13 protein-coding genes are annotated in these 13,152 nt (G+C 55.5%); 6 read left to right on the top strand and 7 right to left on the bottom strand.

The window, feature by feature from the left end; translation table 11 throughout:
* Positions 1-12: 12 nt before the first annotated feature.
* The 3 genes from Mal52_RS16495 to Mal52_RS16505 form a co-directional block, all read right to left on the bottom strand.
* The gene (locus Mal52_RS16495; RefSeq protein WP_145377306.1) at positions 13-1,365 is read right to left on the bottom strand and encodes a TolC family protein; all 1,353 of its coding nucleotides are present in this window, start codon (positions 1,363-1,365) and stop codon (positions 13-15) included.
* A complete protein-coding gene (locus Mal52_RS16500) occupies positions 1,346-1,945 on the bottom strand; it encodes a hypothetical protein (RefSeq protein ID WP_145377308.1) in 600 nt (199 codons plus the stop codon). The genes Mal52_RS16495 and Mal52_RS16500 overlap by 20 nt, the downstream gene beginning before the upstream one ends.
* 175 nt (positions 1,946-2,120) lie before the next feature.
* Entirely contained in the window at positions 2,121-2,693 is a 573-nt protein-coding gene (locus Mal52_RS16505; protein WP_145377310.1) for an RNA polymerase sigma factor, read from the bottom strand.
* A 369-nt stretch (positions 2,694-3,062) separates the two neighbouring features.
* Between Mal52_RS16505 and pyk the strand changes: the two genes are divergently transcribed.
* On the top strand, positions 3,063-4,493 hold the full coding sequence (gene pyk, locus Mal52_RS16510) for a pyruvate kinase (protein WP_231962374.1): 1,431 nt from the start codon (positions 3,063-3,065) through the stop codon (positions 4,491-4,493).
* Between the two features lie 103 nt (positions 4,494-4,596).
* Positions 4,597-5,805 (top strand): cofactor-independent phosphoglycerate mutase, encoded by a 1,209-nt coding sequence (locus Mal52_RS16515; protein WP_145377311.1) that lies wholly within the window; start codon positions 4,597-4,599, stop codon positions 5,803-5,805.
* On the opposite strand, the gene Mal52_RS16520 is transcribed toward Mal52_RS16515, so the two are convergent.
* The 4 genes from Mal52_RS16520 to Mal52_RS16535 all read right to left on the bottom strand — a co-directional run bounded on the left by Mal52_RS16520 (position 5,788) and on the right by Mal52_RS16535 (position 9,439).
* Entirely contained in the window at positions 5,788-6,414 is a 627-nt protein-coding gene (locus Mal52_RS16520; RefSeq protein ID WP_145377313.1) for an amino acid kinase family protein, read from the bottom strand. The genes Mal52_RS16515 and Mal52_RS16520 overlap by 18 nt on opposite strands.
* A gap of 213 nt (positions 6,415-6,627) precedes the next feature.
* A complete protein-coding gene (hisG, locus tag Mal52_RS16525; RefSeq protein WP_145377315.1) occupies positions 6,628-7,506 on the bottom strand; it encodes an ATP phosphoribosyltransferase in 879 nt (292 codons plus the stop codon).
* 8 nt (positions 7,507-7,514) lie between these two features.
* On the bottom strand, positions 7,515-7,898 hold the full coding sequence (gene hisI / locus Mal52_RS16530; RefSeq protein WP_145377317.1) for a phosphoribosyl-AMP cyclohydrolase: 384 nt from the start codon (positions 7,896-7,898) through the stop codon (positions 7,515-7,517).
* A gap of 230 nt (positions 7,899-8,128) precedes the next feature.
* Positions 8,129-9,439 (bottom strand): DUF1501 domain-containing protein, encoded by a 1,311-nt coding sequence (locus tag Mal52_RS16535; RefSeq protein ID WP_145377319.1) that lies wholly within the window; start codon positions 9,437-9,439, stop codon positions 8,129-8,131.
* Positions 9,440-9,827: 388 nt separating this feature from the next.
* Between Mal52_RS16535 and Mal52_RS16540 the strand changes: the two genes are divergently transcribed.
* The 4 genes from Mal52_RS16540 to Mal52_RS16555 all read left to right on the top strand — a co-directional run bounded on the left by Mal52_RS16540 (position 9,828) and on the right by Mal52_RS16555 (position 13,071).
* Positions 9,828-10,673 carry a YwqG family protein gene (locus Mal52_RS16540; RefSeq protein WP_145377321.1) on the top strand — a complete coding sequence of 282 codons (846 nt, stop codon included), beginning with the start codon at positions 9,828-9,830 and terminating at the stop codon, positions 10,671-10,673.
* Positions 10,674-10,989: 316 nt separating this feature from the next.
* Positions 10,990-11,538: a formaldehyde-activating enzyme gene (gene fae / locus Mal52_RS16545; protein ID WP_145377323.1), complete on the top strand. Its 549-nt coding sequence runs from the start codon at positions 10,990-10,992 to the stop codon at positions 11,536-11,538.
* A gap of 40 nt (positions 11,539-11,578) precedes the next feature.
* On the top strand, positions 11,579-12,160 hold the full coding sequence (locus Mal52_RS16550) for a hypothetical protein (RefSeq protein WP_197534255.1): 582 nt from the start codon (positions 11,579-11,581) through the stop codon (positions 12,158-12,160).
* 464 nt (positions 12,161-12,624) lie between these two features.
* Positions 12,625-13,071 carry a hypothetical protein gene (locus Mal52_RS16555; RefSeq protein WP_145377325.1) on the top strand — a complete coding sequence of 149 codons (447 nt, stop codon included), beginning with the start codon at positions 12,625-12,627 and terminating at the stop codon, positions 13,069-13,071.
* The last annotated feature ends 81 nt before the right edge of the window (positions 13,072-13,152 follow it).

Consider the following 13,152-nt stretch of genomic DNA (forward strand, 5'->3'; position numbering starts at 1 on the left):
CCCCCCCAACGATTAAAACTGACCTCCGCCTGCACCACCGGGCGAGTGAAGAATGACCCCACCGAAAGGTCCGGGTGCTGGATGCCGCTTTACGAAGTCTGAGACAGTAATTGCCCCGAGTGGCTCCTTCCCTTTGGCAGTGACCAGCAACCCGTAATCACGCACAACGAATGACACTCGTGGATGGAGATCCATGATTGCCTGTAGAGCGGCCGCTAGGGAAATACCTGTATGATTGCAGCTGATTTGAACCATGCCCTCTTCCTTGCCGCCAACGCCTTCTTTCAATGCATTTTTATCCAGGGTGATAGAAAGGTTGTGTAGGTCATTCAGAAAAAGGACAATATCGTCAATTGGCTGGTCTTGGAAATCGAGCTCCGTATTTTGATTCAAAGCTTCGCGCAGCTTCGCCAGCACAGCGGATTCACCGGCATGACTCACACCGATCCGCAGATCCGGCAGTTGTCGAGTCTTAACATCAGCCGCATCGTCGTTCTCTTTCGGCGTTGCGCCGTCTTCGACTTGGCTCTTACTGCCCGTTCTCCTACCACGAACGCGACCCCGTCCCAACATCGTACCAGTTCCCCGTCCCGACATACTCCCCGTCCTCACGACCGGTTTCTGTGTCCCCAACACGTAGGGGATCTTCGCTTTGATCTCGGCCAATTTGGCCTGAGCTTGGATGAGCTCCATTTCCGCTTCTTTTTCTGGAGCCTCGGCGTCCGCGAGTCCAGACTTTGAAACGCCACCTGCCTTAAAAGCGCGACGTATCTCGTCACTCCGTATTCGTGCGTTTTCAACCTTTGCCACGTTACGGTGAACCAACTGGATTTGAGCGTGCCACGCTTCTCGCAACTCCATGACTTGCTGCATGACGTTCAACTGTGCCCGCTTCAGTTGCGCTTCCGCGGCCGTCACCTGGCTAGCGGCGACGCCGATGTCGGGGTTGTTTTCCAGCGCGGTCGCTAACATTTCGGCCAGCGGCGGAATTTCGTCCTCTGTTTTTTCCTTGGCAACTTCGTTGTTCGATTGCTTACCTTTCCCTCGCCGTCCCCCAAACCGGTCGTCATCGTCGTCGTCCGATTTCGCGCGAACCCCACGCCGACGCCCAAAACCAAAACCGCGCCGGTCATCGTCGTCCGGTCGCTTGGCACGCCCACTACGAAGAGTGTTTGAGTCAGTCGGCTCTTTCGTCTTCGCAGGCTCGTCAGCCTTCGTCTCGGGGTCTGCCGCAGGAGTGGACGGAGTGCTCTTCTCTTCCGCCTCTTGTCCGAAGAGCAGGCCGGATTGTGTTATTAGCAGCGTGCAACAAAACACGGCGGCCAATGCCTTAATGAATGAGTAGTTATCCTTGATTGCGCGCATCGTCGGTCTCCCAATGGTGGTCGAGTTTCAAGGCACGGAACAGCCACGTGCCCTCGTCGGATTGTTGATTGACTTCATCTTCAGTAGCAAATCGCAGCGCCATCTGATAACACCGCGCCGCCCCGGCCGGATCTTGTTGTTCCAACAGATATTGATCCCCCAAGTCCCGCAACGAGAGGAACCGCGATTTCTTTTTTCGTGGTTTGTGCTGCAGCGTATTCGACGGCCGTTGCTGATCCTGAGGCTCATCTTGGAATTCAGCATCACTCCCGGTTTTGACAGCGACGACCGGTGCCGTAACCGAAACGGTCTCCGTCGCGATGTCGTCTTCAATCGTCGCGTTCGGCGCTGTGATTTCATGATCAACGACCTCGCGCGCGGTTTCAGGCGACGCGCCGTCGGCCATCAGCGTGACGGTCAGCAGACCGGCCAAATAGCAGCCGACACAAGCCGCAAACATCCCCGCCCGCCGATAATACCGTCGCCGCCGAATCACACCGGTCGTCTCAGATAGAAGTCGCTCCCGTAATTCGCGGACACGGTCATCGGCCGCGGCTGGTTGTTGATGTTCCTGATTCATGAATCCTGCTCCACAAAATAATGCATGCTGTATCACGGTTTGATTCAGAAGGAGTGCCACTGGTTTTGCCAGTGCCTATTCCAATGTCGGCCCTCATTACAAAACACTGGCAGAGCTGGTGCCACCCTGATTTTCTGTTGTTTGAATGCACGATCTCGCTGTGTTCGATGAAATTTCATGGCGACAAATCGTCTCGCTGCAAACATTCCCGGCGGAATGCTTCACGGGCTCGGCTCAATAGCGATTCGATTGCTTTGGGGGTTTGACTGAGGCTGTGGGCGATTTCGGCGACCGGGAGGGCGTCGACGTATTTGGCCCGCAAGACTTGTTCGTATTGGTTGGGGAGTGCCGCCAGTGCTGCGGCGATTTGTTCGGCTTGTTCGCGGTTCTCGGCAGCGGCTTCGGGAGGCAGGCTGATCGCCTGTTCCCAATCCAGTTCTCCCGAGCCCCCCGCTCCGGCCCGTTGCCGGCGAAATTGATTGCGTAACTGATTGGCGGCGATGCCGCGCACCCAAGCTTGAAACGTGCCTTGCCGCGGATCAAAACGGCGAATTCTTCGCACAGCGGTCAGCCAGGTTTCCTGCACCGTTTCTTCCCCCAGCGACGACATCCCGCCGCAGCGCCATTGGACATACCGGTAAAGTGCATCAAAATTCTCGTCATACAGCGCATGCCACGCCTGTTCATCGCCGGCCAACACGGCTCGATGTAAGACGGATTCACGATGAACGGTTTCGTCACAATCCATCTGCCGGCGAGCTTATTGTTGAAGGTTGGTTATTTAACAGACTATTGTCGTTATACCGGCAAATCCTTCGTAAATTCGCGCAGTTTCTTGGAAAAAACCTGAGACATCGGTCATTTCCAGATCGTTTGTTTCTTTCCCGGATACTGTTTGGGAACCAACCTACGTCTTTTTTCATCCGTGTTTCATCCGTGTTCAATCTGTGGCTAAGAAAACTTTCCGCAGGAACCAACGAATCCACGGGCAACGGTACGAAACGTGCACCTTTGCAGAAGTGCTCAACTGAGTTATGCTCAGGTGTCGGCTGTTCGAAGCCTTAGATGTAGGGAGACACTTGTGACTTTTGACGGTCCTTTGATAAAAAAACGATCCGTGAAGACCAAGATTATCGCCACTGTCGGTCCGGCGAGCGAAGACCTGTCGGTGATACGCCGGTTGGCAATTGAGGGGGTCGACTTATTTCGCTTAAATTTCGCGCACGGCGACCTTGACTGGCTGGAGACGATCGTCGAACGCATTCGTCAAATCGAAGTCGAGTTGCAGCGGCCGATCGGGATTCTGGGAGACCTGTGCGGCCCCAAAATCCGTCTCAACGAGTTGCCGGGCGACTTGATCCATTGCAACGAAGGCGAAGTCTTTGAATTTGCCCGTGAAACGGACGTGGATCATCCGCATCGGTTGACCTGTACCTACGAGAAATTGGTCGACGATCTCCGCGTGGGGGATCCGATTCTGATGGCCGATGGAACCGTCTCGATGGTCGTGACCGAATGTTATCCTGAAGAAGGACGAGTGGAATGCATCGTCGAATTGCCCGGCGTCATCCGCAGCAAACAGGGCATCAATCTTCCCGGCGCAATATTGAGCACCCCGAGTTTAACGGCCAAAGACCACAGCGACTTAGCCTGGGCCGTCTCGCATGAGATTGACTTTGTCGGCTTAAGCTTCGTCCGCAGTGCCGAGGACATTTTGTTGTTGCGACGCGAAATCAACGCCTTTGGAGACAAATCACCGCCGCAAATCGTTGCTAAAATCGAAAAAATGGAAGCGGTTGACGATCTGGATCGAATCCTGGAAGCGACCGATGCCGTAATGGTGGCCCGCGGAGATTTGGGGGTCGAAGTTGACATTGCGCAGGTCCCGGTCCTTCAAAAACGAATTATCAACCTCTGCAACCAATACCGCATTCCGGTGATTACCGCCACGCAGATGCTGGATAGCATGGAACGCAGCAACCGCCCCACGCGTGCTGAAGCGACCGATGTGGCCAATGCCGTTTTGGACGGCAGCGATGCGCTGATGCTCTCCGGTGAAACCGCCATCGGTCAATATCCAATTGATGCGGTCACGACAATGAGCCGCATTGCCCACGAAGCAGAACGTCTGGTCCGCACCGATGCGAATGCGGATCGACTGAGCGGACCACGAACCCGGGCGCTGGCCATGACCGAAGCGGTCGCCGCTGGAGCCGGCGCGGCGGCTGAACATCTCAACGCAGACTGGATTGTCGTCGCCACACACAGTGGAAAAACCGCAATGGCTGTTTCCAAGCAACGCCGGCAAGTCGCCATTCTGGGACTCAGCGACCGGGTCGAGACCGCGCGGTGCATGTGCTTGTATTGGGGGGTCACGCCGATGCACACCGACGTGGTCCATAAGCAACCGCAAAAGATCATGAAAGTTGTCGCGGATTGGGGCCGCCGCAATTCGGTGATTGCATCGGGCGATGAAATCGTGCTGATCGCCAGCACCAACTGGTCGACGCGCGGGCACGACTTGATGTTGGTGCATGTCGTGCCTTGAATTGCACAATTCACAACAGGGATTCGTTTGCGTGGGGGTTTCCACTATACTGTCGCTCCGAATTTCCATTTTAACAGTCTCACTTGCCTGCAAACTTGCCTCCATGAAATACGCCCTGATCATTCCCGATGGCTGCGCCGATGAAGCGCAACCCTCCCTTTCTGGCCAGACTCCATTACAAGCCGCGACAACGCCCAACATGGACGCCATTGCCGCGACCGGTATCGTGGGACAAAGCGACAACGTCCCTCCCTCGCTCCCCTCCGGCAGTGATGTCGCCACGATGAATCTGTTTGGTTATGACGCACTCAAATACCACACCGGCCGCGCGCCGCTCGAGGCGGCTGCTCAGGGAATTGTTTTGGGACCGCACGACTGGGCGGTTCGCTGCAATTTGGTGACGATTCAAGATGGGAATATGGTCAGCTTCACAGCCGAACAAATCCCTAATGCACTCGGCGCGCATTTAATCGGCTTGATGCAAAACGCGTGCGGTGATGAGCACTGGGAATTTCATACAGGTGTCAGCTATCGCAATCTGTTGATTTATCGCGGCCAGGGAAATGCTCCACCCTTCGACGCCACCACGACCACCTACCCGCCGCATGACCTGACCGACGGTCCCGTGGCTGGACATCTGCCGTCGGGTACCGGTGCGGAGACGCTTCAACAGTTCATGCAAAAAAGCGAACAGCTCTTTGCGGAAGACGAACAAAACCGCGCCCGCGCAGCCGCTGGGCAATTGCCGGCCAGCTCCATCTGGCTATGGGGCCAAGGCAGCCGTCCGCAGCTGGAACCGTTTCAAGAGCGTTACGGAAAATCGGCCGCGGTGATCACAGCCGTCGACTTGTTGCGGGGCATTGGCCGACTGTTGGATTGGCGAATTGTCGATGTCCCGGGCGCCACCGGTTATCTCGATACGGACTACGCCGCCAAGGGCCGCGCCGCCATCGAGACGCTCGAAGAGGTCGATTTCGTGGTTGTCCACGTCGAAGCGAGTGACGAAGCCTCGCACGAAGGGGACGTCGCTGCCAAAATCGAAGCCTTGGAACAAATCGACCGGCATATCGTGGGACCAGTACACGAGTATTTGAAATCGACCGGCGACTACCGCATTTTGGTTTCGCCCGATCACCCCACGTTCCTCCGCACCAAGACACACGCCCACGGCTTTGTCCCCTTTACCATCGCGGGGACAAACGTCGCTCAAGGCGATGCGGCGACCTATGACGAAGTGACTGCTGCCGCCTCGGGCAGGCAATATGCCGCCGGGTGGAAGCTGATGGCGGACTTCTTAGAGGGAACGTTTTGAGCCGACCGGTTTCCCCGATTCGAGCCACGGCTCAATCTCTTGCTGTTGGCGTAGATTGATCCAGCCCACACGGGGAATGCTTTGAGCCAATTGATAAAAGTGGTTATCGATCAGCCGTCGCGACTGCACGGCGGCAATGTCGCGTTTTTTGGGTAACGACACCGATTTGGCGAACACCAATTCCGCCGCTTCGAAACAGACCGCAGCTCGGGCGGCAATGCTGTCGCTGGTCACTTCCCAGTTGTGGGGTAAGGCCTCGGAACTGGTTTCGTCGTGACGCAAAAATGCTTCACTGGCCAAAACCGTCACCTGCCCCGCTTCGGCGTGAGCTGCTGCCTCTGCAGGGGTAGAAACCGGCACGCATTGCGGTAGCACATTGCACAACAAAGCTTCGTTGATGCTGAGTGACCGGACCGCCAACCAATGCGCGGCTTCGTCGCCCAAGCCGTGCACAGCATCCCAGCGCCGCACGACATCCGCAACGCCTCCGCCCCCCACTGCCAACACCGCCGTCGTCTCCGGGCGCTGCGCCATCAAAGCTTCAATCCGGTCCGCCAGACCGGCAACCTCCAACAAACTGCCACCGATTTTAAAGACAGTGATAGGCATCAAGAACGTAGGGTGCGTCGCGACGCACCTTTCTATACAGGACAAAAGATTAACCCAACGCCAAAAGCCTCAGCAGAGACATTGCAGCTTCAATGGAGCATAGGTCATTGCCCGTTGTGCAAAACCCTCACCCCGGCCCTCTCCCAAAGGGAGAGGGAGATAATATCAACACGGCTCAGCAGGAGCTTCGCCCTCCCGTGACGCGTCATTCACTTAGTCGATGATCTTGTTGATCGGTGTTTCCACAATACCTTGTGCGCCGGCGGTGCGCAGCTTTGGCACGATTTCGCGGACGAACGATTCATCCACAATTGTCGAAACCGCTACCCATTGCGGGTCGGACAGTGAAGCCACGGTTGGTTTTTGCAGCGCCGGCAGTGTACTCAACACTGTTTCCAGGTCGGTCCGCGAGACGTTCATCATCAAGCCCACTTTCCCCTCGGCAGCGAGGCAGGACTGCAACATCAAGGCGATGTTGTCAATCTTCTCTTTTTTCCACGGGTCGGCGATCGAATCGTTGTTGGCAATAAACCGCGTAGTGCTTTGCAATACCTCCGCGACAATCCGTAGATCGTTTGCCCGCAACGATGAACCGGTCTCGGTGACCTCGACGATCGCGTCGGCCAATTTGGGCGGTTTGACTTCCGTGGCTCCCCAGGAGAACTCGACGTTCACGTTTGTATTGTGCTTGGCAAAAAAGGACTTTGTCAAACCGACCACTTCGGTCGCAATCCGCTTGCCTTCCAAATCCTCTGGTTTTTGCACGGGCGAATCTTCCGGCACGCACAGCACCCACCGCACTGGGCGACGGCTGACTTTTGAAAACATCAGCTCGCAGACCTCGGTGACATCGGCTTCGTTCTCGACCACCCAATCGTGCCCGGTAATACCCGCGTCCAACAGTCCCTGCTCGACATACCGCGCCATTTCCTGCGCGCGGATCAACAGGCATTCGATCTCGACATCGTCGATTTCGGGATAATATGAGCGCGAGGAAAACTTGATGTTGTAGCCCGCTTTTTTAAAGAGCTCACCCGTGGCGTCCTTCAAACTGCCGGCGGGGATGCCCAATTTCAAAATCTTTTCAGCCATGGGTGTCGTCAATTCTTCTTGTAGACTTCTTTGGGATCAAATACGCGTTCGCCCACCGTCTGGAAGTTTTCCCCCCCGTCGGTGACCTGGCGGAAGAAACAGCTCCGGTAACCTTCGTGGCAAGCAGCCCCGCCGATTTGGTTGACCTTGATCAGCAGCGTGTCGGCGTCGCAATCAAAGTAGATCGCTTTAACCTCCTGCACGTTGCCGCTCTCTTCGCCTTTGCGCCACAGTTTATTGCGGCTACGGCTGAAATAACAGACGCGGCCGGTCGCCAGCGTCTCTTGGTACGCTTCGGCGTTCATATAAGCCAACATCAACACATCGCCGGTCGCTTCGTCTTGAGCAATCACCGGCAACAGTTCCGCCTTAGAAAAATCAGGTCCGCTCACGGTACAGTTTCCGTTATTTGTGTGGTTAGGTGATTCCATGAGGAGCGCGCCCGTAGGATGCGTCGCGACGCACCTTTTGCACAGAAAAGCACAGACGCCCCAAGCCAGTAAGGTAACACGAACCGCCGCGCGAGGCCAGTTTGTGGGCGGGAAAAGTGAGAGGAGCATTCCACGACGTATAATCGACGCCGAAAATATCATTCACACGTCGAAGACGCAGCTCAGCCGTATCACACCAATTCGCGGATCAACTCACGACGTTCCAGCACGTAGCGTGGGCGACCGGCGAGGTCGTCGAAGGTCATGGCGGGGTCGATGCCCAGGTGACGGTAGAGCATGGCGAGGACGTTTTCCGGCTGGTACGGCGCCTGGGCGGGGATTTCGCCTTTTGAATTCGAGGCTCCCAGAATGCCCGGCTTGAGTCCGCCGCCGGCGAGGGCGACGCTCATTACGGCTCCCCAGTGTCCGCGGCCCGCATCTTTGTTGAAGCGAGGGGAACGGCCGAATTCGCCCATGGCGACTACCAGGACGTTTTGTTGCAGTCCGCGGTCGTAGAGATCGTTTACCAACGCGGCCATGCCGCGGTCGAACTCGACGCCGTTTTTGACGATCCGTTTGGGCAAACTTCCGTGGTGGTCCCAACCGGTGCTGCGGACAGTGACGCAGGTGACTCCCGCTTCGACTAACCGCCGCGCCAACAACATGCCCTGTCCGGCAGTGCTGCGACCATACGCGTCGCGGAGCTTGTCGTCTTCACGAGAAATATCAAACGCCTCGCGTGCGGCGGAGCCGGAGACCATATCGAATGCTTGGGTTGTGAACTGATCGATCGCTGCGGAGGAACCTTCCAGATCCAACATCCGCCGGTCATCATCCAATGCTTTCAGCAATCCGCGCCGATCGTCAAGCCGTCGCATATCCATTCCGCCGGCCAAGGCGAGGTTGCGGACCTTAAAATTCTTCTTCGATGGGTTCTCGATCGTTTCAAACGCATTGCACCCTTTGCCCAAATGCGCCGAGCCGCCGTTACGCATAGTATTGGGGATCGCCACATAAGCGGGCAAGCCCGCGGTGTTCGCGCCGCGAACTTTGTGAATCACCGAGCCGAAGCTAGGCATCTGATTCGGCCCCCCCTTGGGGCCGGTCTTGTAGTAGCCGGTCTGCGACAAATGGCTCGACGGATCGTGACTGTTTTTGCGGTGATGGATCGAACGGATGATCGTCAGCTTGTCGAGAATCTTGGCTTGCTGCGACATCGTCTCGCTGAAGTACGCGCCCGGTTGGTTCGTCTGCACGGTACTCATCGGTCCGCGATATTCCACCGGCGCCAGCGGTTTGGGATCGTAGGTTTCGAATTGCGTCGGACCACCAGCCAGCTCAATAAAGATCACAGCTGTCTTGCGCGAGGCTTGTCCGGCAGCAGCGCGTTGCCGCAGCAAATCGGGCAAGGTCGCCGCCCCCAATCCCGTCAACCCGGCCTGCAGGATCGTCCTCCGTGATACGTTTCCGCAATCGTGTTGAATTGAGACAGGGGTTTGCATCACCGCTCCTTACAAAGACAAAACGAATCGCAGGCCAAACAGTCACGGGCGAACCCATCAACCATTATCAATGTATCGGCTGTGGAGAGGTAGGTCAATTAAAGTTCGGATCTCCCGTTCAAATGGTCGATGACGCGTAAGAGCGCGATGCCATCCCCTGAATGCTTATTATCAGCGAAATGGCTGATTTTAGAAAACGATTCAGGATGATATTGAGTTCTTCCAGAGATGGCTGTCACTGCCAGTGGCCTGTGTATCAAGAGCTTGCTGAATTTACACAGCCGTTTCGGCTTATCTCACGCTGCACATTTTGATTGACGATCAAACTGGCTGGGGGTAGTCTCAATGCGGATTCAAATAGAGAAAAGCAAGGGATACCGTAACAGCCATGACAACTACTGATACGTTTCGGCAAAGCTTGATGGAAGCGGGGCTAGATCGCGTCGCATCCCAACTGACTGACGCGCTTGAGCCCAGTGTCAGCATTCAGACCGCTCCTCTGGCAGACTATGCGATCCCTGTTGGTGCATCCAAGTTCGGCGGCCAACCGGATGTACCCGTTGATTTCGAGTGGCCACTCTGGAACGGCGCACCGCTGTCCTTTCTTGGTCAGATCAACCTCGCAAACATTACACAATATGCCTGCACGGCCGCGTTGCCTCCAACAGGACTCCTCTCATTCTTCTATGATCCAGAGCAGTCCACCTGGGGCTTCGACCCCAAGGATCGTGGCAGTTGGTCTGTTCGGTTTACCTCAAATTCTGATCTTCAGCGAGCAACATTCCCAGCGGGCCTGCCAGATCACGCACGGTATACCCCGTGCCAGCTAACCTTCAGCGATTGCATGACTCCTATCAGCTCGAGATCAGACACCTTCCGAAAACTTAAACTCACTGACGAAGAGTTTAATTTCTACATTCGTCTGATCTACAGTGAGGACTCACTTCGTCACCACCTATTTGGGCATCCGCAGGAAATTCAAGGTGAAATGCAACTCGAATGTCAGTTGGCGTCGAACGGTATCAATTGCGGCGACCTCGAAGGATATGATGATACTCGTGTCCCGATGCTTAAACCTGGTGCTGCCGACTGGCGATTGTTGCTTCAGCTCGATAGCGATGACAACGCTGGCTGGATGTGGGGCGATCTAGGCCGACTGTATTTTTGGATCACAAACGACAGTCTTCAGTCACGCAAATTCGAGAACATTTGGATGGTTCTCCAGTGCGGATGAACGAGGCGAGATAATAAAAAACATACACTGGAACGCGGCCGGTATCGCAATTCGAAAATGTACGTCGCTGGTCCGCGTCCGTCGTGATTTCGGCAACGGAACGAACCTATTTATGGACTTCGCACGCACCGGCGGAACTCATACGACGATGAAGCCCGTGGTCGTTCCCATGAAGATCAGTTTTTATTATTCTCTTTGATTAAACGGACGGAAACACGTCGGTGGTGGACAGAGTCAGTTGTCGCGAGTACGCTGTTGGCCCCTAGAGCTGAATTAACTTCACTTACAAACTTCACAGACAACGGAACAGGCCCCCATGAGTGATCGAATTGTGATGCGTACCGGAGAGTCTCTTGTTGCTGGCGGACCACCGTTTACAGCTGCGGAGCCTGAAGTTGTCATCGGCGAATTGGACGGGCCGGTCGGAACAGCGATTGCCACTTTGACGGGCGGCCAATCGGCTGGCCACTCGAAAGTCTTTGCAATCTTGGACACCGATATTCAGGTGCGGCCAGTGACTCTGATGGTCAGTAAGGTGACGGTCAAGAGCACAGCCTACACGAATATCTTAATGGGGACTGTGCAAGCGGCGATTGCCAACGGTGTCCTCGACGCCGTCCGAGCGGGAGACATTCCCAAGGAAAAAGCCAACGATCTCGGCATCGTTTGCTCGGTTTGGCTGAACCCAGGGGCCGCAACTGAAGAGAACTTGGACCACAAGGCACTTTTTGAAATTCATCGCAAGGCCACGGCACAGGCCATCCACAAAGCCATGCACAACGAACCTTCCATCGACTGGCTCCTCGAGCACCAGGACGAGGTGACTCACAAGTACTACCAGCGCGGTCTTGATGGGACACTCTAGCCAACAGTAAAGATCAGCATTACGGAACTGCTCAGCGCCCATGTTGTGGCCCATCATCCTGCCGATCCAGATTACCTTCGGCGTCTTACTTGTGGTGGTTGTCGTCCTGACAGCATGCGCTTCTCCCAAGTCGTGGGGCCGCATCAAGACGTGTTCTTGGTACTCGACCTTCGCGTTACTTGCGTTCATTCCATCATGCACCGGCATAATGATGGTGGTGGACGCCGTCCGATTCGGTGATTTCCGCTACGCATCGTTCGATGACATTCCGGATTTCCGTTCGCAGCGCTACATGCCGGAGGCTGCCACTGATATTCAAATACGGAAGCACGCCAACGGGTATCTGGCGCGGTACAAGATCTCGGCCGATGATTTCGCAGTCTACTTGGACGAACTCTGGCAGGAGCATGGTCAACATCCCCCATTTGAGCCCAGTGAGTTTGCCAAAAACGGCGACCCCGCGTATCCAGAAAAGTTCGACCTGACGTTTGGTGAACTTGGCTGGGCATTCCCGGAAAACGCGACAGTCTACAAGAGTCCCCGTGAAGCAGATGGCGGTGGTGCCACTTACTATGTTGACATCACGGCCGGACTCGTTTTTCAACGCACCGGATTTTGGTAATCCGCACCGAAGCGATGGCTAACAAGAGCATGCACTGGAAGTGCCGCCAGTGCTGAATCGAACCACAGCGTCCCCGCCCCTCACGTAAATCCGCCCCGCTCCGCACACCTACCCATCCTCGCCAACCGAGTGATCCCCTGCCCCGCTAACAACGGGGCGTCACATCCATTGTTGTTGTTCGTCGTTGGCGAGTGGGCGTAGTAGCGTTCAATTGGAACTGCTGGGATCGAGCTAGCTTGTTATGCTGCAGTTGAATCGGGCGCCGAATTGTTTTGCTATTTCGCCATCGGCAGTCTACTTTGGTATTAGATTTCTGAAAATTCGGCTTAAGAGGACTACATTCGCCACTTGAAATCCCGCGTTTCATGGCTGCCAACCCCAAGGGGGGTAATCAGTTCTATAAAAGAAACGACCACAACAGACTACTGTCAAATCTGGGGTCGGTTCCAGAGGGAAAACACACCATGACGAAGTCCAGAAAACGGATGATCGGTGCTGCTGCCGGTGCTGGCTTATGTGCGATTGCGCGGCTCCTCGTAGTGATTGGGTACTGTTTTTACTTAACCCATTGGGGCAGTCAAACTGGGAAGAGCAGCGAGCTGACAATCTATTGGTTCGCATTGATTTCTGCGCTGATCGGCATACCTATCGGAGCTCTAGCAGGCAGGACGTGCGAACCGAGTTTGGGAGCAGTAATTGGAGGAGCGCTTTCGGGCGGTACGTGCTTTGGGCTTTTTGTTCTCCCAGGCGAATTCATGCTCGCCTTGGTTGAAAATAGCGAATCAAAATCCGCCGAGGTGTGGGAAATTTTTTTCGCATTTGTGCCTATGGTTTTTGCGGGGGCCTGGGCTGGCGGAATAGGCGCAGCTATTGGTCGGAATGCAGGATCAGTATCCAAAGCGGGCCATTAACTACCGCCCTAGCAGACACAAGATCCTCAGAATCATGTTGTAGGGACGGCACACAGCCCACTCGAGCACCCAACGCGCTCC

Origin of the sequence: Symmachiella dynata (assembly GCF_007747995.1) — a bacterium.
GTDB classification, from domain to species: domain Bacteria; phylum Planctomycetota; class Planctomycetia; order Planctomycetales; family Planctomycetaceae; genus Symmachiella; species Symmachiella dynata.